A 24,146-nucleotide genomic window follows, 5' to 3' on the forward strand; every position below is an offset into this window, starting at 1 on the left:
CATTAATCCGTCCTCTAGTTGATTAAAATTTTATTGTGGTTGAAGCTCTTTAATCATTCTCTCTTCATCCCAAATTTCGATATTTAATTTTCGTGCAGCGTCTAATTTCGATCCAGCTGCCTCACCTGCAATGACTAGATCAGTACTCTTACTAACACTTCCTGCTACTTTTGCCCCAAGTGCTTCTAACTGCTTCTTAGCCTCACTTCTAGTCATCTGTTCTAGCTTACCAGTTAATACTACTGTTTTACCAGCAAAAAGAGAATCCATATTAATATTTTCTACTTGAATCCCTTTATATTCAGTATTTACTCCAACTGATTTAAACGTTGAGATAAGTTCTTTTACTTCGTCTTGTGAAAAATAATCATTGATTGACTGGGCCATTTTAGAACCAATTTCATTAATTCCGGTAATTTCCTCAACCGATGCTTCCATCAATCGATCAATTGTTTGGAAATGCTGCGCTAATGTTTTTGCTGCTTTAGCGCCAACATGACGAATACCTAAACCAAATAATAATTTTTCAAGTGAATTTTCTTTAGAAGCTTGAATTGCAGAAATTAATTTATCTGCTGACTTTTCTCCAAATCGTTCAAGTGATAATAATTGTTCCTTCGTTAGAAGATAAAGATCTGTAAATGTCTTAATCAAATTAGCATCGAATAGCTGTGATACTACTCTTTCGCCTAGACCATCGATATTCATTGCATCACGAGACGCAAAATGAATTAATCCTTCACGAATTTGAGATGGACAGAAAGGATTTACACAACGTAGTGCTACTTCACCTGTTACTCTTATTAACTCATGATCACATGAAGGGCAGTGAGTTGGCATTGCAAAAGGCTCTTCATCACCAGTACGGCGATCTAATAGTACATTTACTACTTCAGGAATAATATCTCCAGCCTTGCGAATAACGACTGAGTCACCAATTCGAATGTCTTTTTCTTTAATTAAATCTTCATTATGAAGCGATGCACGTTTTACTACTGTACCTGCAACACGAACAGGCTCTAAAATTGCAGTTGGTGTTACCACACCTGTACGTCCAACACTTAATTCGATATCTACTAATTTGGTTACTACCTCTTCAGCTGGGAACTTATATGCAATAGCCCATCTTGGTACTTTTGCTGTTGATCCTAACTTTTTCTGAATACTGTATTCATCCACTTTTATGACAATTCCATCAATCTCATAAGGCAATGATGGGCGTTTTTCTTTCCATTCCTCAACGTATTCAATTACTTCTTCAATTGAATGGCATGTTTTACGGAAAGTATTCGTTTTAAATCCAAGTTTGTGAAGATAATCTAATGCTTCGCTATGCTTTTGAATTGAAAATTCCTCAGCTGTAGGGAATCCATAAACGAAGAACGATAAATCTCTCTTTGCAACAATTTTCGGGTCAAGTTGACGTAATGAACCAGCCGCTGCATTTCTTGGATTTGCAAATAATTCTTCCCCATTCTTTTCACGCGATTCATTAACCTTTTCGAAGCTAGCTTTTGGCATAAATGCTTCACCACGAGCTTCTATTGTGATTGGCTCAGAAAGTCTTAATGGAATTGCTTTAATCGTCTTTAAATTATGCGTAATATCTTCTCCGACTGTACCATCACCACGAGTTGCACCTTTGACAAACAATCCATTTTCATATTGAAGTGAAACGGCTAAGCCGTCTATTTTAAGTTCACAAACATAAGATACCCCCGCAGAATCCTGTCTAATTCTTTGGTCGAAATCTCTTAAATCTCCTTCATTAAACGCATTTCCTAGGCTTAACATTGGATGACTGTGAACGACTTTTTCGAACAAATCAATTGCCTGTCCACCTATACGTTGTGATGGAGAATCCGGTGTTAAAATAGTAGGATATTGTTCTTCTAATCCAATTAACTCATGTAATAATGAGTCATACTCGGCATCTGGCACTGATGGCTGATCTAATACGTAATACTCATAGTTGTATTGATTTAATTTTGTTCTTAGTTCTTCAACTTTATCAATGATTTTTTGATCCAAGAGCTCTCCATCCCTTCTATGCTTTCGTAATTGGAGCAAATTTTGCTAATAAACGCTTAATACCAACAGGACTTGGGAATGCAATATCTAACTCCATTGCTTCGCCTTCTCCTTTTACACTTACAACTGTACCAATTCCCCATTTACCATGAGAAGCTTTATCTCCAACTCTCCAACCGAGCGACTCTCCACCTGTTGTTTTCATTGCTACTGCAGGTCTAGAAACAGCACGGCGCTCAGTTACTACTTTCTTATTAGCACGATCTAATAGTTCATCAGGAATTTCATTAATAAAGCGAGATTCTTGGTTTACACTAGTGCGACCATAAAGTGTACGTGTTTGAGCATTTGTAATATATAAATCCTTTTCTGCTCGCGTTATTCCTACATATGCAAGTCTTCTTTCTTCTTCCATTTCTTCTTCGTCCATTAAAGAACGGCTATGTGGGAATATACCTTCTTCCAAACCGATTAAAAAGACTACTGGGAACTCTAATCCTTTTGCAGAGTGAAGCGTCATAAGTATAACCTCATCTGCTTGTGACTCTTCTTTATCCGCTTGATCGATATCAGAAACTAATGCTAAATCAGTTAAAAATGATACTAAACTTTTATCCTCACTGCTTTCTTCAAAAGCATTTGTAACTGTTAAAAACTCTTCAATATTTTCGATTCTAGAAGCAGATTCAATAGTATTTTCATCTTTTAACACTTGGATATAACCTGTTTTATCAAGAACTTCCTCAACAAGCTCGGTAACTGATAAATAATCCAACATTTGCTGCCAGTTTTTCGCCATAGCATGGAAGTCTCCAATTGCTTTCGTAATTTTTCCACTTAATCCTACGAAATCAATTTGCTCTAAAGTATCTGATAAAGATAAGTCATTCATTATGCTATAGTTAATAATTTTATCTACAGACGCCGCGCCTACACCACGTTTTGGCACATTAATGATTCTTGAAAAACTGATCTCGTCATCTGGATTGGCAATAAATCTTAAGTAAGCAAGTATATCTTTAATCTCTTTACGATCATAGAACTTTACTCCGCCGACCATTTTATAAGGAATATTAGACTTAACTAAAACTTCCTCCATTGCACGTGATTGCGCATTCGTACGATAAAGAATAGCAACATCACCATATTGATGAATTCCTTCTTTTTTCCATTGCGCTAGCTTTCCAGCTACAAAATATCCTTCGTCCTGTTCTGAGGCAGCTCTAAAATAATGTATCGGTGTACCTTGTCCATTTTCTGTCCATAGCTTTTTCGCTTTACGGTTTGAATTGTTCGTAATAACCGCGTTAGCAGCATCAAGAATCGTTTGAGTCGAACGGTAATTTTGTTCTAACAGAATTACTTGTGCTTTATCATAATCTTTTTCGAATGAAAGAATATTAGAAATATCTGCTCCACGCCAGCGATAAATTGATTGATCTGAATCACCAACTACACAAATATTTTTAAATTGCTCGGCAAGCAATTTTACAATTTTATACTGAGCATGGTTAGTATCTTGATACTCATCCACGTGAATATATTGAAATTTTCGTTGATAATATTGTAGTACTTCTGGAACACGTTCAAATAAATTAATTGTCATCATAATTAAATCGTCGAAGTCTAATGAATGATTTTTACGTAATCGGTCTTGATAAGATGCATAAATTTCACCAACAACTTTTTCAAATGGAGTAAAAGCATCTCGTGAATAATCTGCAGCAGTTTGCAGTTCATTTTTTGCACTACTAATAGAACCTAGAATACTACGAGGATCAAATTTCTTTGAATCTAAGTTTTTCTCTTTCAAAATATTTTTTATGACTGTTAATTGGTCAGTTGTATCTAATATAGAAAAGCTTCTATTAAAGCCAATACGATCAATATCTCTACGAAGAATTCGCACACACATCGAGTGGAATGTTGAAACCCAAATATCTTCTGCATCTTTTCCAACTAGATTAAATATACGCTCTCGCATCTCTCTAGCTGCTTTATTTGTAAATGTGATCGCAAGTATATTCCAAGGAGCAACACCTTTTTCACCTAATAAATACGCAATTCGATGTGTTAGTACTCGAGTCTTACCTGAACCTGCTCCAGCCATAATTAATAAAGGACCATCAACCGTTTTAACGGCTTCTTTTTGCATTGGATTTAAACCTTGCAATAATTCTTCTGCTGTTTTCATTACTTCGTCGCTCCTTCTTTCACAGCTTTCACAGTAAGTAAAGCTTCTTGTAAGTTATCATATATAATGTTCCCAACAACAATCGTATCAGCATATTGCTTCATCTCAATTGCTTGTTGAGCTGATGAAATTCCCCCACCATAAAATAACTTCGTATTGTTTAATACTTTTGATACTTCTTCTACCACCTGGGGTGAACCATATGTGCCGCTATATTCTAAATAAAAAATCGGTAATTTTAATAATTGCTCAGAAACTTCCGCATAAGCTACAATATCTTCTATTGAAAGATCTGTCACAGCACTTGTCAGCTTAGCTGCTTTACACTCTTCATTTAATATACAATAACCTTCCATTACCAATTCTTCAGCATAAACTAAATGAGCGAATTCTTTCATTGCTTGTTGGTGCATTCCAATAATCCACTTTGGATCATTACTATTTAAAACTGTCGGGATAAAATAGAAATCATAACCTGGAGTTACGGCTTCAAGATTTGATACCTCTAAAATACATGGTACTGCATAGCGTCTTATTCTAACTAGTAGAGATATCGTAGCATCTAACGTTACATCGTCCGTTCCACCAACTAAAATTGCATCCGTTCCTGACTCACAAATTTTTTCTAATTCATCATCAGAGATTTCTTTGTTTGGATCTAATTTAAATATGTGATTCCATTGTGAATAATCGTACATTTTGTCCTCCGGAATTGTTTTTTAACATTAATTTATTTATTTTTATTAAGTACTTTTTATCAAAAATATAAATGTATTGTATCTTATTAAAAAGGAAAAGTAACCCTATGTCCCCATATTAAGTAATTAATACTAATTGTTTCCTATGATATTGAAACAATTAAAGGGAAAAATGGTAAAGAGTGATGTAGTCACTGATACTTATTATAAGGGGAGTTACTGTTGAGACCAAATATTAGCATTATAAATGCACTTATACGTATAACTGCTGGCTTAACAATTTTAGCTTACGGCACAGCAAAGCTTACACGCAGAAGATGTAGTAATTCTGTAATCATTTTGATCATAATCGGTGCCATGAAAGTTGCAGAGGGAGTATTACGTTTTTGCCCAATGACTGCTCTAGGTAAGAAATGTAAGATTATGGCAGATAAACACGACGAGGGAGATACATTCGAAGATTACATTCAACCTTCATAAAAGTAGTTTATCAAAAATGGAGTAGATTGTATAGACGAAAATAGAACACTAGTTCTTATTTTAACAAGAAATAGGGTCGTCATTGATCATAAATGACGACCCTTTCTTACTAATTATTTACTTTAATTGCTTTATGTGCTATATCGTGGCGATAGAATAAGCCAGTTGATTGAACCGTATCAATTTGTTTATATACATTATCGCAAGCTTCATTAATAGAGCTTCCTTTATGTGCAATAATTAATACTCTTCCACCATTTGTAACATATTCATTATTTTCAAGCTTTGTACCTGCGTGGAAAACCATTGTTTCATTACTTACATTATTTAATCCAGATATTACAGCGCCTTTTTCAGGAACTTCAGGATATCCGTTTGCAGCAAGCACGACTCCAACAACAGCTTCCTCTGACCATTCTAAATGGATTTCTTCTTCATTTAATATTGCTAATAATACTTCAGCTAACTCACTCTCTAAACGAGGTAATACAACTTCAGTCTCTGGATCACCAAATCTTGCATTAAACTCGATTACTTTAGGTCCCTGGTTTGTTAACATTAAACCAGCATAAAGTATTCCAGTAAAATGTCTTCCTTCAGAAATCATTGCTTCTGCGACTGGTACTACTATTTCTTTTAAAGATTGTTCAACAACTGAATCTGAAATTTGTGGTACTGGCGAATAAGCACCCATACCACCCGTATTAGGTCCTTTGTCTCCATCATATGCACGTTTATGGTCTTGAGCGATTACCATAGGATAAACCTTATTCCCGTTAACAAACGACATTAGCGAAAATTCTTCGCCCTCTAAAAATTCTTCAATTACTACAGATGCACTTGCATCGCCGTACTTTTCATCAAGTAGCATGTCATGAAGACTTACGATTGCTTCTTCAATTGTCATCGCTACAACTACACCTTTACCAGCCGCTAAACCATCAGCTTTAATAACAATCGGTGCACCAACTTTTTCAACATATGCTTTTGCTTCTTCATAATTAGTAAACGTTTCATATGCTGCAGTCGGGATAGCGTATTTTTTCATTAAATCCTTTGTAAAGCTTTTACTTCCTTCAATAATTGCCGCTTCTTTAGTTGGACCAAATATCTTTAAATTAGCAGCACGAAAATCATTTACAATTCCGTTCATTAAAGGAACTTCAGGACCAACGATTGTTAAATCAATTTCTTCCTTTTTTGCAAATGCAATAAGTGCTTCATGGTCACTTTCATCAATATTGACAAGTGTTGCAACATCAATCATTCCATCGTTTCCTGGAGCAACAAATACATCTGTTACATTCTCCGATTGATTTACCTTCCAAGCAATTGTATGCTCACGGCCTCCGCGACCAATGACTAATACTTTCATCTTGTCATCTCCTTATTTCTTAATGTTTAAAGTGACGAACCCCTGTAAAGACCATTGCAATTCCATATTCATCAGCTTTTTTAATTGAATCTTCATCTTTGATTGATCCGCCCGGTTGAATAATTGCTGTAACACCAGCTTTAGCTGCTGCTTCTACTGTATCATTCATAGGGAAAAATGCATCTGAAGCTAACGCCGCGCCATTTGATTTTTCGCCAGCTTGTTCAATCGCAATTTTTGCAGCTCCAACACGATTCATTTGACCTGCACCAACACCGATTGTCATATGATCCTTCGCTAAAACAATTGCATTTGATTTAACATGTTTTACAACTTTCCAACCTAATTTTAAATTCTCCCACTCTTCTTCAGTCGGTTGACGTTTTGTAGGAACTGTAATTGTTGCATCATCTAATCCAAATGTATCCATATCTTGACGTAATAAGCCACCATGAACTGTCGTTAATTTAGGTGCAAACGTAGGCTTAGTTTCTAAGTCTACTGTTAATAAACGTAAGTTCTTTTTACTTGTTAAGATTTCTAAAGCCTCTTCACTGAATGAAGGAGCGATAATAATTTCTAAGAATAATTCATGCATTTTCTTAGCTGTTGCAGCATCAACTTCACGGTTTGTCGCAATAATTCCTCCAAAAATTGAAACTGGATCAGCAGTATAAGCACGATCATAAGCTTCTTCAATTGTATTGCCTTCGCCTACTCCACAAGGATTCATGTGTTTTACAGCAACAACAGCCGGATTTGAGAATTCGCGTACAATATTTAATGCTTCATTAGCGTCATTAATATTGTTATAAGAAAGCTCTTTACCATGTAATTGCTCTGCATAAGCAATAGACGAAACTGTTGGCATTGGAGCACGATAGAATGTTGCTTTTTGGTGAGGATTTTCACCATAACGTAAAGATTGTTTTAATTCGTAAGTAACAGTATAGCTTTCAGGATTTTCTTCTCCTACTTGCTCTGTTAAATAATTAGAAATTAATGAATCATAAGCTGCAGTATGACGGAATACTTTAGCAGCTAATCGACGATTCGTATCAACTGAAACCGTATTATTTTCAGCTAACTCAGCTAAAATTACTTCATAATCTGTTGGGTCCACTACTACAGATACAAATTCATGATTTTTAGCTGCTGAACGAAGCATTGTAGGGCCACCGATATCGATATTTTCAATTGCATCTTCAAATGTAACATTAGGCTTCATGATCGTTTCTTTAAACGGATATAAATTTACACAAACTAAATCAATTGGCTGAATACCTAACTCGTTCATTTGACGCATATGTTCTTCATTTGAACGAACTCCTAGTAAACCTCCGTGAATTGATGGATGTAATGTTTTTACACGACCATCCATAATTTCTGGAAAGTTAGTTACTTCAGAAATACCAATTACATTTAATCCAGCATCTTTTAATAAATTATAAGTTCCACCTGTTGAAATAACTTCAAAATCATGTTTAATTAATCCACTTACAAATTCAATAATCCCTTGTTTATCTGAAACGCTAACTAAAGCTCGTTTTTTCATGTTATACATTCCCCTATCTAATCGATTTCATGCTCTATATCTAATCTAATTAACTAAACAATTTTTTTAGTGTTTGCACATATAAAACATGCTCGACACTATGAACCTTCTGCTCAAGAGACTCCTTTGAATCTCCCTTTTCAATCAGAATTTCTTCTTGCGCAATAATTGGACCAGTATCCATTCCTTCATCGACATAATGAACCGTAACGCCAGTCGATTCGACACCTGCTAGGAGAGCTTGACCAATTGCGTCTTTTCCAGGAAATAATGGTAGAAATGAAGGATGAATATTTACTATTTTCCCAGGAAATGAGTCTAAAATTGTCGGACCAATCAATCTCATATAGCCAGCTAATACGATAAATTCGACATTTAACTCTTTTAGATGGGCAATAATTTCACCTTCATATTGCTCTTTTGATTCATAGTTTTTCGCTGAAAATATAAATGATGGTATATTTGCTTGCTTTGCTCGTTCGATACAAAATGCATTTGGACGATCACAAACAAGTAATTTCACTTCAGCATTCACTTCTCCGCTTAGAGTTGCATCAAGAATGGCTTGAAAGTTGCTGCCATTTCCTGAAGCAAATACGGCAATCTTCTTCATTACAGAGAACCTCCGCCAAAGGTTACACCTTCACCTGCTTTTGTTCTTCCGATAATAAATACTTTTTCTCCGTCTTCTTCTAATAGTTTAATAGTGTCATGTAAGTTCTCTTCACTAACCGCAAGAACCATACCAATACCCATATTAAAAATATTAAACATTTCTTCGCGCTTCAATTCACCAACCTCTTCTAACAAATCAAAGATTGGTTGGATTGGCCATGAACCGTAATCAATTTCTGCACCGATTCCTTCTGGAAGCATTCTTGGGATATTTTCAATAAACCCACCACCAGTAATATGTGCCATACCTTTTACTTCAAACTTTTTAAGGACATTTAAGATTGGTTTTACATAAATTTTAGTTGGGCGTAGTAGTTCTTCGCCTAAAGTATGACCTAATTTATCAATGTGTTGATCAAGCGTTAAGCCACCTTTTTCTAATAAAACCTTACGAACTAGAGAATATCCATTACTATGGATCCCGTTTGATGAGATTCCTAATAAGATATCTCCTTCTTTAATGGTTTGTCCTGTTACAAGCTTTGGCTTGTCAACAATCCCTACTGCAAAACCAGCAATATCATATTCATCTTCTGGATACATACCAGGCATTTCTGCAGTTTCTCCACCCACTAATGAGCAGCCAGCTTGAACGCAGCCATCAGATACACCTTTTACAATTTGCTCAATTCGTTCAGGTACAGCCTTGCCAACTGCTAAGTAATCTAGGAAAAATAAAGGCTCCGCTCCTTGAACCACAATATCATTCACACACATCGCGACTGCATCAATGCCAATCGTATCGTGACGGTCCATTTGGAAAGCTAATTTTAATTTTGTTCCTACTCCATCTGTCCCTGATACAAGAACTGGTTCCTTATAGTTGAATTTGGAAAGATCAAACATTCCTCCAAATCCTCCTAATCCACCAAGAACTTCTTGACGCATTGTTTTTTGAACGTGTTTCTTCATTCTGTTCACTGCTTCATAGCCAGCTTCGATATCTACTCCAGCTTGTTTATATGCATTCGCCATGTGATGATTTCCCCTTCCGTCCTTATGAATAGATTCAATTGAAAAGAGGCGGCGACTTTGCTCACCGCCTCTGTTTTTTAATATTAATTATGAGAATGTACTAATTCATTTTCATCATAGATTACTGTTGGATACTTCCCTGTAAAGCAAGCAGTACATTGCCCTCTATTTGGTCCCTCATGATTTCTACCAATAGCATTTAGTAATCCTTCTAAACTAATAAATTCTAATGAATCTGCACCAATTTCTTCACAAATTTCTTCTATTGTATTAGTTGCAGCAATTAACTCTTCTCTTGTTGAAGTGTCAATACCGTAATAGCAAGGATTTTTCAATGGTGGTGCGCCAATACGAACATGAACTTCACTTGCACCTGCATCACGTAACATTTGTACGATTCGGCGGCTTGTCGTTCCACGAACGATTGAATCATCTACCATTACTACACGTTTTCCTTCAACGATCGAACGAACTGGAGAAAGTTTCATCTTAACCCCTTGCTCTCTAAGTTCTTGAGAAGGTTGAATAAATGTACGAGCTACGTAGCGATTTTTAATCAATCCAAGTTCATATGGAATACCAGATTCTTCTGCGTAACCAACTGCTGCTGAAATACTTGAATCCGGAACACCGATTACTACGTCTGCTTCAACAGGAGCTTCTTTAGCTAATACACGCCCCATATTTTTACGTGCAGCATGAACATTGATATTATCAATATTGCTATCAGGACGAGAAAAATAAATATATTCCATACTACAAATTGTGTGATTAACTGATGAAGTAAACTGATCAGTTTCCACTCCATTATCTGAAATAATTAATAATTCTCCCGGATTAATATCTCGAATATATTTCGCTCCGACTACATCAAATGCACACGTCTCTGAAGCTACAACATAAGCGTCACCTAGTTTAGCTAACGCCAATGGTCTAAAGCCATTTGGATCTAGTGCAACATACATTGCATCTTTTGTTAGAACTAAGTAAGCGAAAGCTCCTTTGATCATATTTAAAGATGCTTTAATGCTATCTTTTAATGGGGCAGAGCCATTACGTTTAATTAAATGAGCTAGTACTTCAGTATCAGAAGTAGTTTGAAAAATACTACCTTGCATCTCTAAGTCTTTACGTAATCTTGAAGCATTTACTAAATTACCATTATGAGCAAGAGCAATGCTTCCAGTATGCGATTGGAATAATAGAGGCTGAACATTTTCATAACCGCCTCCGCCTGCAGTTGCATAACGAACATGACCAATAGCAGCTTTTCCGTGTAAATCATTTAATTGACCTTTACTGAAAACTTCTGTTATTAAGCCAAGTCCTTTTGCACCTTCAAGCTCATTTCCATTCGTTACAACAATTCCAGCTCCTTCTTGGCCTCTATGTTGCAAACTATGAAGACCATAGTAGGAGATTTGGGCAGCATCAGTATGCCCCCAAATTCCAAATATTCCACACTCTTCGTTTAGTCCTTTTATTTCAGCAAGCATGGGATCGCCTCTTTCCAAGCTTGTTTCAGTTCCTCAACTGAAGCATGAAGAACTGTTTCATTGTTTTCATTACGAACTGTTACTGATGTTTCTTCTGTAACTGTACCGATTAACTTTGCATCTACTAATGCTTCGAATTGTACTTTATGTTCAGGTTTAACTGAAAGTAAGAAACGTGACTGAGTTTCACTAAATAATGAAACAACCTCATTTCCTTCAATCGTAATAGTTGCACCAACTTCTGACGGACCAAATGTGCTTTCTGCAATCGCTACAGCTAAACCACCCTCAGAAATATCGTGTGCTGAAGCAACTACACCTGCTTGAATAGCAGCAAGAATTTGCTCTTGGCGACTAGATTCAACAGCTAAATCAATACTTGGTGCCTTACCAAAGATTTTGCCATTTAATAATTTTTGAAGCTCACTTCCACCGAACTCAGCTTCTGCTCCACCGATTACATAAATTAAATCGCCAGCAGTTTTAAAGTTTTGAGTCGTGATATGCTCTACATCTTCAATTAGACCTACCATACCAACTACAGGAGTTGGGTAAACTGCTTCACCATTTGTTTCGTTATATAATGATACGTTACCACCGATTACAGGAGTACTTAATACATTACAAGCTTCACTCATACCATCTGTTGCTTTTTCTAACTGCCAGAAAATCTCAGGTTTTTCAGGATTTCCAAAGTTTAAGCAATCTGTAATTGCAAGTGGACGAGCACCTGAACAAACTACATTACGAGCTGCTTCTGCTACTGCAATTTTCCCACCAACTTCAGGATCTAAATATAAGTAGCGTGCATTACAGTCAGTTGTCATTGCTAGAGCTTTTTTTGTATCACGAATTCTGATTACTGCAGCATCTGAACCTGGAGCAACTACTGTATTTGTACGAACCATGTAATCATACTGACCGTAAACCCACTCTTTACTTGCGATTGTAGGTTGAGAAAGTAATTGTTTTAACGTTTCTTTTGAATCACTAATTTCAGGAATATAGTTTTCCATCGCTTGGAACTCACCATAATATGCAGGTTCAGTTGATGGCTTATGATATACTGGAGCTTCCTCAGCAAGAGCATCTACAGGTAATTCAGCTACAACCTCACCTTTATGAAGTAAGCGAAGCATCTTATCGTCTGTAACACGTCCTACAGATACAGCATGTAGATCATACTTTTCAAATAAGTCTACGATTTCTTGCTCTCTACCTTTTTCAACAACTAGTAACATACGTTCTTGAGATTCTGATAGCATCATTTCGTAAGCAGTCATACCAGCTTCACGTTGTGGAACTAAATCAAGATTCATCTCAATTCCCATTCCTGCTTTTGAAGCCATCTCAGCAGATGAAGATGTTAAACCAGCTGCGCCCATATCTTGAATACCAACAAGAGCGTCATTTTGAACAACTTCTAAACATGCTTCAAGTAATAACTTCTCCATAAATGGATCGCCTACTTGTACTGCTGGGCGTTTCTCATCAGATGCATCAGATAACTCTTCAGAAGCAAAAGTTGCACCATGAATTCCATCACGACCAGTTGAAGCACCAACGTACATTACTGTATTTCCAGCACCATGCGCTTGACCTTTTTTAATATCTTTATGATTGATTAATCCAACACACATTGCATTTACTAAAGGATTGCCTTCGTAACATGGATCAAAGTTTACTTCTCCACCAACTGTTGGAATACCAATACAGTTTCCATATCCAGCAATACCTGCAACAACTTCTTCAAATAAATACTTAACTCTTGGAGTTTCTAATTCACCAAATCGTAAAGAATTTAGAAGTGCAACAGGACGTGCTCCCATTGAAAATACGTCACGAATAATTCCACCTACACCAGTTGCAGCACCTTGGTATGGTTCAATTGCAGAAGGGTGATTATGGCTTTCGATTTTAAATACTACAGCTTGCTCATCGCCAATATCAACAATACCTGCTCCTTCACCTGGTCCTTGTAAAACATGCTCACCACTTATTGGGAATTTACGTAATAAAGGCTTTGAGTTTTTATAACTACAATGTTCTGACCACATTACTGAGAATAATCCTAGCTCTGTATAGTTCGGATTGCGACCAATAATTGATTTGACTAATTGAAACTCTTCATCAGTTAAGCCCATAGTGGCATAAATTCTATCATTTTCAATTTGAATTGGATTTGGCTCAAGAAGTAACGACATGGTTTTCCCTCCAGTTTCTTACAATCGAACGAAATAGTTGAAGTCCGTCTGCACTACCTAATAATGCATCAACTGCACGCTCAGGGTGTGGCATCATACCTAATACATTTCCTTTTTCATTAACAATTCCTGCGATATCATCTAAACTACCGTTCGGATTATTTTGATAACGGAAAATTATCTGATTATTACTTTTAAGTGATTCGTATGTTTCTTGATCGCAATAGTAATTTCCTTCACCATGTGCGATTGGCACAGTAATTACTTGACCTTTTTCATAACCAGTTGTAAACATTGATTCATTGTTTTCAACAACTAGCTCTACTTGTTTACACATAAATTTTAATTTCTCATTACGTCTAAGAGTACCTGGTAGTAGACCTGCTTCAGTTAGGATTTGGAATCCATTACACACGCCAAATACTGGTTTACCTTCAGCAGCAGCTTTCTTCACAGCATCCATCACGTTTGCAAAACCTGCAATTGCGCCAGAGCGTAAGTAATCTCCATATGAGAAGCCACCTGGTAATAAGATACCATCAAATTCATCTAAATTCGTTGAATCATGCCATACGTATTCTACTTCTTCGCCTAACTCATCTTTGATTGCATGATACATATCAACATCACAATTTGAGCCCGGGAACACAATTACTGCAAACTTCACTGTGCGACTACCTCCTCTACCTCATAACGGTAATCTTCAATTACGATGTTTGCTAATAACTTTTCACACATTTCTTTTACTGTAGTATCTAAATCTGCAACATTTTTATCAATTAATAATTCCATATATTTACCGATACGAACATCTTGAACTTCGCTAAAATTCATGCTATGAAGTGCGTTTTTAACTGCATTTCCTTGTGGATCTAAAACACTTTCTCTTAATGTAACGAATACTCTTACTTTGAACATGATAATCCCCCTAAGCGTTTTAAAATTTCTTCGTATCCATCTGTTAAGTTACCTAAATCTCTACGGAATACATCTTTATCAAATTTTGCGTTTGTATCTTTATCCCATAATCGGCAAGTATCTGGTGAAATCTCATCTGCTAACAAAATTGTTCCATCATTTAATTTGCCAAACTCTAATTTAAAATCGACTAATCGAACATTACATGCATTAAACTGTTCTACTAGAACATCATTAACACGGAGAGCAATCTCTTTAATTGTTTCAAGATCTTCAGTTGTTGCTAGTTTAAGTGCAGCGATATGATCTTCATTAATAATTGGATCACCTAAATCATCACGTTTGTAATAAAACTCAATGATTGGCTTTTCTAACTTAACACCTTCATCTAATCCCATGCGTTTCGATAAGCTACCAGCAACGATATTTCTAACAACTACTTCAATTGGTACAATTGTTACTCGTTTTACAAGTTGTTCAAGTTCTGATGTTTTTTCTACGAAATGAGATGCAATACCTGATTCCATTAACCTTGAAAATAGTAAACTAGTAATTGCATTATTCAAGCGACCTTTACCGGCAATTTCTGCTTTCTTTTCACCGTTAAATGCAGTTGCTGAATCTTTGTACTCAACTCTTACAATTTCAGGATTCTCAGTTGAGAAAATTCTTTTTGCTTTTCCCTCATACAACATTACTTGCTCTGCCATGCTAACAATGCCTCCCATATCCTCATTTAAACACCCAATAGAATTTATGCTTTATCTGTTATTTGAATTGTTTGGCTAAGAATTTTTTTCTCTAATCTTAGCCAAACAATATTTATTAATTTAATCCTAAGCGTTCAAAAATTGTATCGACTTGACTTAAGTGGTAGCTGTAGTCAAAGCAATCATTAATTTCTTCTTGAGATAATAAAGTAGTAATTTTTTCTTCTGCTTCTACAAGCTCTTTAAACTGTACTTGAGTTTCCCAAGCTTCCATTGCTTTTGGTTGAACAGTATCATAAGCCTCTTCACGTGACATTCCTTTTTCAATTAAAGCAAGAAGTACACGTTGAGAATAAATTAATCCGTAAGTACGGTCCATGTTACGTTTCATATTCTCAGGGAATACTGTAAGGTTTTTAACAATATTTCCAAATCGATTTAACATGTAATTTAAAAGTATTGTTGCATCCGGTAAGATGATTCTTTCTGCAGATGAATGTGAGATATCTCTTTCATGCCAAAGTGATACATTTTCATAAGCCGTAACCATATGACCTCTAATTACACGAGCTAAACCAGTCATGTTTTCAGATCCAATTGGATTACGTTTATGTGGCATTGCAGAAGAGCCTTTTTGACCTTTCGCAAAGAATTCTTCAACTTCGCGTGTTTCACTTTTTTGTAATCCACGTACTTCAGTTGCAAACTTTTCAATTGAAGTTGCAATTAAAGATAATGTTGCCATGTAGTGAGCATGACGATCACGTTGTAAAGTTTGAGTTGAAATTGGAGCTGCTTGAATTCCTAACTTTTCACAAACATATTCTTCAACAAATGGAGGAATATTTGCGTAAGTTCCAACAGCGCCTGAAATTTTACCTACTCGAACTGTTTCAATCGCACTCTTAAAGCGATCTAAGTTACGTTTCATTTCTTCAGTCCATAAAGCAAGTTTTAGGCCAAAAGTAGTTGGTTCTGCATGTACACCGTGAGTACGTCCCATCATTACTGTGTACTTATGTTCTTTAGCTTTCGTTTCAAGAATTCCAATGAAATTCTCTAAATCTTTTAATAAGATATCATTTGCTTGACGTAGTAAGTATGAAAGTGCCGTGTCTACTACATCAGTTGATGTTAAGCCATAGTGTACCCATTTACGTTCGTCACCCAATGTTTCAGAAACTGCACGTGTAAATGCAACTACATCATGACGTGTTTCTTTTTCAATTTCATAAATTCGGTTTATATCGAAAGAAGCTTTTTCACGTAACACTTTTACGTCTTCTTTAGGAATATCTCCTAATTCAGCCCATGCTTCACATGCTAAGATTTCAACTTCTAACCAAGCTTTAAATTTGTTTTCTTCTGTCCAAATTGCTGCCATTTCTGGGCGTGAATAACGTTCAATCATATTTTTACCTCCACTGGGTTTTGTTTCCAAATCCCTAACTCTTGTACTTTTTGCATCGCTAGTTCTGTTGATGCTGCCATTATATTAATATGTCCCATTTTACGGCCTTTTTTGCTTTCTTCTTTACCATAAAGATGGACATTTAATGTACTATCATTTTGCATTACTTTCAATACTTCTTCAACATGTTCACCTAATATATTCACCATTACAACTGGTTTTAGTAATTCCGTATTCCCTAATGGTAAATTACAAACTGCTCGAATATGCTGCTTAAATTGTGAAGTTTCGACTGCCTCCATCGTGTAGTGTCCTGTATTATGTGGACGCGGAGCTAATTCATTAATATAAACCTGCTCATCTTCTGTTACAAATAACTCAATTGCTAAAACACCTACAAGATGAAATGAGCTAGCTACTTTTTTTGCATAGTTTTCTGCTGTTTCTATTACTAATTTTGAGGTATTTGCCGGTACAGATGAAGTATGCAAAATTTGATTTATATGAACATTCTCTGCTATTGGAAACGTACTTACCTCTCCATTACTATTTCTTGCGACAATTATTGACAATTCTTTTTCAAAAGGAACCCATCCCTCAAGAATACATTGCTGTTTTTTAACAAGTTCTAACGCTTCAACAAAGTCTTCTTCAGATCTTAAAACAACTTGCCCTTTTCCGTCATAACCACCTGTTGTCGTTTTCAAAACAGCTGGTAAACCTATTTTCGTAACTGCTTCAGAAAATTGCTCTTCATTTTCTACTAGTCGAAATGGAGCAACCTTTATACCTAAATTTTGAATAGCTGTTTTTTCAGTTAATCTATTTCTTGTTAGCTTTAATAACTCACTGCCTTGAGGTAAATAAGAATGCTTATCTAAATACTCAAGTGCGGTTACATCAATATTTTCAAATTCATATGTTATAACATCACTTACTTTCGCAAGCTGTTTAATTGCTTCTATATTAGAGTACTCAGCCGTAATCTCTATATCAGATACTTGCCCACAAGGCGAGTTTGGAGTAGGATCCAAAACAGCTATTTTATAGCCCATTTCTTTCGCTGAAAGCGCCATCATTCTTCCAAGTTGGCCTCCCCCGATGATCCCTATTGTTTGTCCAGGTAAAATTACTTTGCTATTCATAGTAATTCACTGCTTTCTAGAACTTGTTTAGTAGTGTTTTCACGACGAGTTTCTAATGCTAAATAAACTTCTTGATCTTGGATACTTAATACTTGAGCTGCAAGTAAGCCTGCATTCGTCGCACCTGCTTTACCAATTGCAACAGTTGCAACAGGTACTCCACCTGGCATTTGCACAATTGATAATAATGAATCTAATCCATTTAATGCTTTTGATTGTACTGGTACACCAATTACTGGAAGCGTCGTTTTTGCTGCTACCATTCCTGGTAAGTGAGCAGCACCGCCTGCACCTGCAATAATTACTTTAATACCGCGTTCTCTAGCTGATTCTGCATACTCAAACATTAAATCTGGTGTACGATGTGCCGAAACAACTCGTTTCTCATAGCTTATATTTAGCTCTTCTAACACATCACAAGCATGTTTCATTGTTTCCCAATCACTAGTACTCCCCATAATGACACCAACTACCGGTTTCATCTGCTTTTCCCCCAAGTTTATTCGCTATTTTTTTATATTTACACAAAATTTCCAACAAAAAACGCCTAAATAGAATTATTTCTCTATGGCGAGAAAGATAATCTACTTAGGCGTATACTAATTTACGTACACGTGTGATTAACTTCCCCTCATAGTCCAGTAATTTAAGGTTACTAGGTAGAAACTTTTGGGCCATATTCCCAAACTTATATGAGGTTTGCTAAATTTCCTATCTCTATAGTATCAATTTATAACTCTTTTTTCAATAAAATATGAATGTTTTTCTTAAAAAATATTTTAATGTTCGTGTTTTGCTCAGTTTTTTACATTCTATGATGTCTTTTTTTATTAAATTACTGATAGCAACTATAATTTTTTTATTTCTTATTCGGATTTCTTAGTATCAATAATTAATAAAGATCAAAAAAGCTATCTATCCCTATAATAAATAGGAAAGATAGCTTTTTCAATTCTTGACTTTTATTGAAGAACCGTTACTTTAGTCGGAGTTGATGTTACTTTAAATCCATCTTTTGTTACTACGTCAGCAGAGATGTAATACGTACCGTTTGGTAAATCCGCTTTTGGCATCCATTTTGTATGCACTTCTTTTTCATTTTTATATTCGAAAGTATCTACTATATTTCCACTTGCATCTTTTACATTGAACTTCCAATCTACTCTATTTTGAGCAAAGAAGTTGACTGAAGCTACTCTGTTTTTGTTAATATTTGTAGTTGGATAAACACTACCATTCGAAAGAACCATCCATTCACTCATATATTTAGTACTTTGATCTCCCCAAGTTGTGTATGAGTGATTAAATGCGTTGTCAGCTCCTCCGATAACAATACTCTTTGGTTCAACATTAACTACCATTGATTGCGCTGCTCCTGGTGTATAGTAGTTACCGTTAACCCAAACTATTGAAGCTGCATACCCACTTTCATCATCGGTACCCTTCCAAGAAATTTCATACTTACCACCATCTTTAGGGGTAACCTTAATATCTGTAACTTTAGGTAGGATTGAATCAACTTTTACTGGCATTTTTACTTCTTGAGGTTTTGCACCCGGATAATCTAAAGTTGTTCGAATAACATACTGATAGATACCGTCTGGGACAAAATTACCTGACTCATCTGTCATATCCCAAGCATAAAGTTCATTATAGCTTGTATCTCCAAATGACATGACATTTTTCCTGAATTTATATGGAGTTCCGTTAAATTCACTAAAATCACCTAAATATTTAACCACTTTACCATTTTGATTTTCAATATACATTTCTGTTTTTGCTAAATTTCGTAATGCTGTAAATGAAGAATAAATTCCATTTAAATGGAAGTTTGGTGAAATGGCAATTTTGCTAAGATCAAATGTACCTGTTGTAGAATTATATCCTTTAGGATAACGTTCTGAAGTTCCATCCCAAAGAGCTGTATATCCTAAAAATGCATCTTTTTCCCATGCAGGAGCATCAATATTTCTTGGTTCATCCCATTTTCCATAAAAGCCCATGTAAGGAACCGAAATTGGTACAGCCTTATCCTGGTCTTTTGCTACCGGAACTAATCGAACAAATCCTTCAACAAAACTATTTTTCGTTAATGAGTCAGGTAAATCAATATTAACTGTTAGCATTTTTGACTGACCTGGCTTTATTTTAAGCAATGAGCCATCTTTATAAGTTACTTTATTATCATTTACAGTGATTGTTGCACCATCGACTCTTTCACTTGTTAAAGTTAAATAATCTTTTGAATCTAGTGTGCCATCACTGTCTAAATCAAATTGCTTCGTTTCTGTTTTATCTTTCAACAAATCTACGTATACATTGTATTCGATATCAGCACTATTATTTTTTCCTTTAGGAGCATCAAATGCATCAACATTTAGTTTAAAGCTTGTGTTTTGTCCAATTTCTTTTAAAGCTACTGCACCAGCTTGCTCTAATGGTGTATTTCTACTTGTAACAATGACTGGGGTATTGATTGCATTTTGAATTTGCATTAAACCAGAGCCTTGAATACGTGGAGAATATGGAACTTCTCCGTTTGTTTTTGGATCCATTACAATTTTTGATGTGTTCATTAAAGCAATTTTTGCTTTTAAAGCTGTATTCTCTGAATGTTGTAATCCTTTTTCATAAAGTGACTGTAATACTAATGCAGAACCACCTGCAACATGAGGTGTTGCCATTGATGTACCACTCATAACCTCATAATCATTTCCAGGTACCGTTGAATAGATATTTCCACCAGGAGCAGACATTTCCGGTTTAAAATCTAATGTACTTGGAGCTCCAAATGATGAAAAATAAGACATCGTGTCTTTAATTGGATTATCGATCCAAGTATCTCCGGCAAGTTTCATTTTTACAACTTGATTATTAGACAGTTTATCGATTAATTCTTGACCTACTGCTTTACCAGTTGTTGCAGCTGGTATAGAAGTATCCACAAACCTCATATATGGATAATCACTCATACTAGTAGGTGGGACGACAATAACAGCCTTTGCTTTGTATTTCGCGGCATTAAATTGAACAAACGAATAAGAAGTATATTGATTTGCCATTTTAGCTACAACAATCTTACCTTCAACATTTTTCGTACTAAAATCAGTCAACTTTGATCCTTCACCTACATAAACCAATTCATACTCTTGACCAGGTGTTAGATTTTTAGACAGTTTAAAGTTCTTAGTTGGAGCAAACATAGTTTGGTCTTGGAAAGGAAGTTTAAAGCCACTAGCATCACTTAAAGTATTTAAATGCATTTTTGTATTTTCATAAGAAGCAACCGATAAAGCATATGGACTTACACCAGGTGCACCGACTGTTCCAATATCCGGATTATCTGCATATGGCTGCATTGCTGAAGGATATAATAATCCATGCTTTGTACTATACGATGAGTTGCCAGCTGCAACTACTACAAGAGTTCCTTGTTCAGTTGCAACTCGAATTGCTTTTTGAATTGGATCATAATCTTCACTAACAAATCCTGCATCAACACCTAAACTCATATTGATAACATCAGCACCCATTGTAACTGCATGCTCTATACCTGCAATAATGTCATCCTCATAAGCACCACTAGCTTTATCCGAGAAAACTTTCTCAGCTAATAACTGAGTTCCAGGTGCAATTCCTTGAACACCACCATTTGCTTCGTCGCCGTTTGCTCCAACTGTACCTGCAACATGCGTTCCATGTGGGCTTCCATCACCACGAGGAATAACATCAGTATCATGATCGGCCCAATCATAACCAGTTGGAACTTTATCTGTATACCAAACATCATTTACAGATGTAGCGTCTAATTTACTTTGTATTCCACTTTGAGTTAATTTTTCTTTTTGCTTACCTTTATCAGTCAACTTCATATCCTTATGAGTATAATCAATACCAGAGTCGACAACTGCCACAACCAATCCTTCTCCTTGATAGCCATATTGATTCCATACCTTTTGTGCCTGTACTAACTCTTTACTTGCTGCCATCGTTTCGTGGAATGTTCTCGCAACATTTACGTTAAGTACACCAGGAGTAGACTTTATTTCATTTAGATTTTGATATTCCGTCTCAACACTAAATCCATTAAACCCTTCAAAAAAGCGTTGTTTTAATTTAGGTGAAATTGATTTATCCTTTTTGTTTTTTGTGATTTCCTCGATTACTTTGTCTTGCTTTTCTTTAAATAAGGATTTTTTATTCGTTGTAGAAGTATCAGAAGTTGATGGTTTTTCAACTTCTACTATAAAACGAACTTTATCTGTAGGTTTATAAGTTTTCTCAGACGCTTCCTTTTGATTATCTTTATATAAGTCGCCTTTACCTTTTGGACTTTGGTCTAGTAATTGGGGTACTTGATCCTCGACCACTTGAGTTGTTGAATCATTATTTTCAGCAAGTGCTGTATAAGATGAGAAAATCAAAGATGAGATTGCTACTGTGGACATTACTTTAAACGGGATAATTTTACTTAGTTTCATTAATACCTCTCCTTTTAATGAATGTAAATTTTTCGATTATTTATTTGATTTAATACAATGATTAAGAGGTTAGTAGTTTAATAAATATCGAGTAATTAATTTGTTAAACTTAAGCTCTTACCATTAAGTAAGTAAATAAATACCATTTAAATGTACATTCATCTTATAGCGAAGTAAATTGGGGGAAATTCATATGAATTGAAGTGCTTTTTTTCTACAAATAATTACAAAAAAATATTTTAAATGGTATTCTAAGTTACAAAAACTATAAATAATAAGACGAAAAATCTAAAAAAGCGTCGAATTTCTTTTATTTAATAGATTGATTTAAAACGAAATTCGTGAAAATATAAAGAAAATTCAATTTATTTAATACATTTTCTCGAATACCGTAGAAAAAAATGATTAAAAAGTACTAATAATTCTATAATGAATCTCTTCCTCCAAAATAAAAAAAGGTGCACCAATGTGGTTACACCTTTTCCAAATTATAAAATGTTAATTATTTATCATACTTTCAATTTCTTCTATTAGTTCACTCTGGATTTTATCAACTTTTGAAAAGTCCATAGCTCCAATATAAATCGCTTCTAATTCGTCTCTAAGAACTTTAGCTTCTGCCAAATAAGATATTGCTTCTTTCATTTTATCTTTATATGAATTAGTTGTTCTTTCAATTTCAGTAGCGTATTTCTCATCTGTCCCTGGCGTAATACATCTTTCGTACATATCAATAATCTCATCATTTTCTCGATTAGGAAAATATTCATGTGGTGCTGTACTGTCAAAGATCGCAATGCCTTTTTCCGGAATAATTACCATGTCAAGACTGTTTGGATCAAATCCACAATGATATATCTCTACATCAAAGCCTCTTTCTTCTCCTGCAGCTGCTATTTTCTTTAACATTGTTGATTTACCTGAACCTGCTCTACCTTTAATGAAATATCGTTTTTCAATTTCTTCTGTTAAATTTTGAATATAATCAACCGCACCATTCGGAGTTGCTGCACCTAAAAATCTATGTTTTACTTTAGGGTCTTTTTCAGTATTGCTGTCATTACCATAAAATAACGCTATCAATTCGTCAGTCAGTTTATTAGCTTCTAAAAAGTCCATATTTGAAATATAAATTTCCTCAATCTCATCATGAGCCCTTAATGAAGCCGCAAATGTGTCATAAGCAGTTTGAAACTTCTTAGATATTTCATCATTTAGTGATAGTATTGCTTCCTTGTGTACAGATAATTTTTTAGAATCCCAAGCAACACCTAAATTCACATATTCCTCAATAACCCCTGGAGCTTTTGGTTCAATTACATGTGGTGCTGTTCCGTCCACTATACCTATTTGAAATTTCGGGATGATTAAGCCATCAACTGAATTGGTATCTGAAGAACAATGTAAATATTCAATATCGATTCCCTTATTTACAATCAACTCTCCAATTGTTTTCATTAAAGTTGATTTCCCAGTACCTGGACCACCTTTTAGAATGAATAGTTTATCTAAATCCTCTAAAGCTGAGTCATAGAGATTATAAAACCCTTTTGCAGTATTACCTCCTGCATAATAATTGAGTATTTTTCCTCTCATCTTTTTCCCTCCATTCAATCTAGGTTATGTAGATTTATAATTAAGGGTGTTTGCCCAGTATTAATATTATTGTTTACCTTATTAATTTTTAGCAAAAGTAAAGTAACTTGTTAATGATAAGAACTGACATTTCCAAATTTGAACATAAAAAAACATCAGCCTTAATAGCTGATGTTTTTAAGTTACCAGGCGACGTTCTACT

Annotated in this window: 18 protein-coding genes and 1 riboswitch; of the genes, 1 reads left to right on the forward strand and 17 read right to left on the reverse strand. The window is 35.2% G+C overall.

All coding sequences use genetic code 11. The features are described 5' to 3' along the window. Positions 1 to 30: 30 nt before the first annotated feature. The 3 genes from ligA to ABEY15_RS04855 are packed head-to-tail and all read right to left on the reverse strand — an operon-like array spanning position 31 to position 4,923. The gene (gene ligA, locus ABEY15_RS04845; RefSeq protein WP_429888806.1) at positions 31 to 2,031 is read right to left on the reverse strand and encodes an NAD-dependent DNA ligase LigA; all 2,001 of its coding nucleotides are present in this window, start codon (positions 2,029 to 2,031) and stop codon (positions 31 to 33) included. Between the two features lie 16 nt (positions 2,032 to 2,047). Beyond that, positions 2,048 to 4,225, reverse strand: a complete 2,178-nt coding sequence (pcrA, locus tag ABEY15_RS04850) for a DNA helicase PcrA (RefSeq protein WP_429888807.1) — start codon at positions 4,223 to 4,225, stop codon at positions 2,048 to 2,050. After that, positions 4,225 to 4,923 carry a heptaprenylglyceryl phosphate synthase gene (locus tag ABEY15_RS04855; protein ID WP_429888808.1) on the reverse strand — a complete coding sequence of 233 codons (699 nt, stop codon included), beginning with the start codon at positions 4,921 to 4,923 and terminating at the stop codon, positions 4,225 to 4,227. Before ABEY15_RS04855 ends, pcrA begins: the two co-directional genes overlap by 1 nt. 222 nt (positions 4,924 to 5,145) lie before the next feature. Between ABEY15_RS04855 and ABEY15_RS04860 the strand changes: the two genes are divergently transcribed. Next, a complete protein-coding gene (locus tag ABEY15_RS04860) occupies positions 5,146 to 5,403 on the forward strand; it encodes a YgaP family membrane protein (protein ID WP_069032652.1) in 258 nt (85 codons plus the stop codon). 109 nt (positions 5,404 to 5,512) lie between these two features. Here the strand turns inward: ABEY15_RS04860 and purD are convergent, their stop codons facing one another. The 14 genes from purD to ABEY15_RS04930 form a co-directional block, all read right to left on the reverse strand. Beyond that, positions 5,513 to 6,778, reverse strand: a complete 1,266-nt coding sequence (purD, locus tag ABEY15_RS04865) for a phosphoribosylamine--glycine ligase (RefSeq protein ID WP_429888809.1) — start codon at positions 6,776 to 6,778, stop codon at positions 5,513 to 5,515. A 19-nt stretch (positions 6,779 to 6,797) separates the two neighbouring features. After that, positions 6,798 to 8,333: a bifunctional phosphoribosylaminoimidazolecarboxamide formyltransferase/IMP cyclohydrolase gene (gene purH / locus ABEY15_RS04870; RefSeq protein ID WP_429888811.1), complete on the reverse strand. Its 1,536-nt coding sequence runs from the start codon at positions 8,331 to 8,333 to the stop codon at positions 6,798 to 6,800. Between the two features lie 49 nt (positions 8,334 to 8,382). After that, complete coding sequence (purN, locus tag ABEY15_RS04875) at positions 8,383 to 8,946, reverse strand: phosphoribosylglycinamide formyltransferase (RefSeq protein ID WP_056474733.1); 564 nt, start codon at positions 8,944 to 8,946, stop codon at positions 8,383 to 8,385. Continuing rightward, positions 8,946 to 9,983, reverse strand: a complete 1,038-nt coding sequence (gene purM / locus ABEY15_RS04880; protein WP_429888813.1) for a phosphoribosylformylglycinamidine cyclo-ligase — start codon at positions 9,981 to 9,983, stop codon at positions 8,946 to 8,948. The genes purN and purM overlap by 1 nt, the downstream gene beginning before the upstream one ends. Positions 9,984 to 10,066: 83 nt before the next feature. Continuing rightward, on the reverse strand, positions 10,067 to 11,479 hold the full coding sequence (gene purF / locus ABEY15_RS04885; RefSeq protein ID WP_429888815.1) for an amidophosphoribosyltransferase: 1,413 nt from the start codon (positions 11,477 to 11,479) through the stop codon (positions 10,067 to 10,069). After that, complete coding sequence (purL, locus tag ABEY15_RS04890) at positions 11,464 to 13,683, reverse strand: phosphoribosylformylglycinamidine synthase subunit PurL (protein WP_335478167.1); 2,220 nt, start codon at positions 13,681 to 13,683, stop codon at positions 11,464 to 11,466. The genes purF and purL overlap by 16 nt, the downstream gene beginning before the upstream one ends. Next, the gene (purQ, locus tag ABEY15_RS04895; protein ID WP_098230894.1) at positions 13,667 to 14,350 is read right to left on the reverse strand and encodes a phosphoribosylformylglycinamidine synthase subunit PurQ; all 684 of its coding nucleotides are present in this window, start codon (positions 14,348 to 14,350) and stop codon (positions 13,667 to 13,669) included. The genes purL and purQ overlap by 17 nt, the downstream gene beginning before the upstream one ends. Beyond that, the gene (gene purS / locus ABEY15_RS04900; protein ID WP_069032645.1) at positions 14,347 to 14,601 is read right to left on the reverse strand and encodes a phosphoribosylformylglycinamidine synthase subunit PurS; all 255 of its coding nucleotides are present in this window, start codon (positions 14,599 to 14,601) and stop codon (positions 14,347 to 14,349) included. Before purS ends, purQ begins: the two co-directional genes overlap by 4 nt. Next, positions 14,589 to 15,311 carry a phosphoribosylaminoimidazolesuccinocarboxamide synthase gene (gene purC / locus ABEY15_RS04905; protein ID WP_429888817.1) on the reverse strand — a complete coding sequence of 241 codons (723 nt, stop codon included), beginning with the start codon at positions 15,309 to 15,311 and terminating at the stop codon, positions 14,589 to 14,591. The genes purS and purC overlap by 13 nt, the downstream gene beginning before the upstream one ends. A 115-nt stretch (positions 15,312 to 15,426) precedes the next feature. Then, positions 15,427 to 16,722 carry an adenylosuccinate lyase gene (gene purB / locus ABEY15_RS04910; protein WP_429888818.1) on the reverse strand — a complete coding sequence of 432 codons (1,296 nt, stop codon included), beginning with the start codon at positions 16,720 to 16,722 and terminating at the stop codon, positions 15,427 to 15,429. Continuing rightward, positions 16,719 to 17,867 carry a 5-(carboxyamino)imidazole ribonucleotide synthase gene (gene purK, locus ABEY15_RS04915; protein ID WP_429888820.1) on the reverse strand — a complete coding sequence of 383 codons (1,149 nt, stop codon included), beginning with the start codon at positions 17,865 to 17,867 and terminating at the stop codon, positions 16,719 to 16,721. The genes purB and purK overlap by 4 nt, the downstream gene beginning before the upstream one ends. Further along, positions 17,864 to 18,349 (reverse strand): 5-(carboxyamino)imidazole ribonucleotide mutase, encoded by a 486-nt coding sequence (gene purE / locus ABEY15_RS04920; RefSeq protein WP_429888821.1) that lies wholly within the window; start codon positions 18,347 to 18,349, stop codon positions 17,864 to 17,866. The genes purK and purE overlap by 4 nt, the downstream gene beginning before the upstream one ends. Positions 18,350 to 18,481: 132 nt before the next feature. Beyond that, positions 18,482 to 18,583, reverse strand: a riboswitch (purine riboswitch). Between the two features lie 246 nt (positions 18,584 to 18,829). Beyond that, the gene (locus ABEY15_RS04925) at positions 18,830 to 22,348 is read right to left on the reverse strand and encodes a S8 family serine peptidase (RefSeq protein ID WP_429888822.1); all 3,519 of its coding nucleotides are present in this window, start codon (positions 22,346 to 22,348) and stop codon (positions 18,830 to 18,832) included. 498 nt (positions 22,349 to 22,846) lie between these two features. Next, positions 22,847 to 23,944 (reverse strand): PRK06851 family protein, encoded by a 1,098-nt coding sequence (locus tag ABEY15_RS04930; protein WP_429888823.1) that lies wholly within the window; start codon positions 23,942 to 23,944, stop codon positions 22,847 to 22,849. Positions 23,945 to 24,146 lie beyond the last annotated feature (202 nt).

This window comes from Gottfriedia acidiceleris (assembly GCF_050457485.1).
GTDB lineage: Bacteria > Bacillota > Bacilli > Bacillales > Bacillaceae_G > Gottfriedia > Gottfriedia acidiceleris_D.

Bases quoted from the DNA above. Each gene is read 5' to 3' on its own strand.
- pcrA (WP_429888807.1), bottom strand. From the start codon at position 4,225: ATGAAAACAGCAGAAGAATTATTGCAAGGTTTAAATCCAATGCAAAAA.
- ABEY15_RS04855 (WP_429888808.1), bottom strand. From the start codon at position 4,923: ATGTACGATTATTCACAATGGAATCACATATTTAAATTAGATCCAAAC.
- purD (WP_429888809.1), bottom strand. From the start codon at position 6,778: ATGAAAGTATTAGTCATTGGTCGCGGAGGCCGTGAGCATACAATTGCT.
- purH (WP_429888811.1), bottom strand. From the start codon at position 8,333: ATGAAAAAACGAGCTTTAGTTAGCGTTTCAGATAAACAAGGGATTATT.
- purN (WP_056474733.1), bottom strand. From the start codon at position 8,946: ATGAAGAAGATTGCCGTATTTGCTTCAGGAAATGGCAGCAACTTTCAA.
- purM (WP_429888813.1), bottom strand. From the start codon at position 9,983: ATGGCGAATGCATATAAACAAGCTGGAGTAGATATCGAAGCTGGCTAT.
- purF (WP_429888815.1), bottom strand. From the start codon at position 11,479: ATGCTTGCTGAAATAAAAGGACTAAACGAAGAGTGTGGAATATTTGGA.
- purL (WP_335478167.1), bottom strand. From the start codon at position 13,683: ATGTCGTTACTTCTTGAGCCAAATCCAATTCAAATTGAAAATGATAGA.
- purS (WP_069032645.1), bottom strand. From the start codon at position 14,601: ATGTTCAAAGTAAGAGTATTCGTTACATTAAGAGAAAGTGTTTTAGAT.
- purC (WP_429888817.1), bottom strand. From the start codon at position 15,311: ATGGCAGAGCAAGTAATGTTGTATGAGGGAAAAGCAAAAAGAATTTTC.
- purB (WP_429888818.1), bottom strand. From the start codon at position 16,722: ATGATTGAACGTTATTCACGCCCAGAAATGGCAGCAATTTGGACAGAA.
- purK (WP_429888820.1), bottom strand. From the start codon at position 17,867: ATGAATAGCAAAGTAATTTTACCTGGACAAACAATAGGGATCATCGGG.
- purE (WP_429888821.1), bottom strand. From the start codon at position 18,349: ATGAAACCGGTAGTTGGTGTCATTATGGGGAGTACTAGTGATTGGGAA.
- ABEY15_RS04925 (WP_429888822.1), bottom strand. From the start codon at position 22,348: ATGAAACTAAGTAAAATTATCCCGTTTAAAGTAATGTCCACAGTAGCA.
- ABEY15_RS04930 (WP_429888823.1), bottom strand. From the start codon at position 23,944: ATGAGAGGAAAAATACTCAATTATTATGCAGGAGGTAATACTGCAAAA.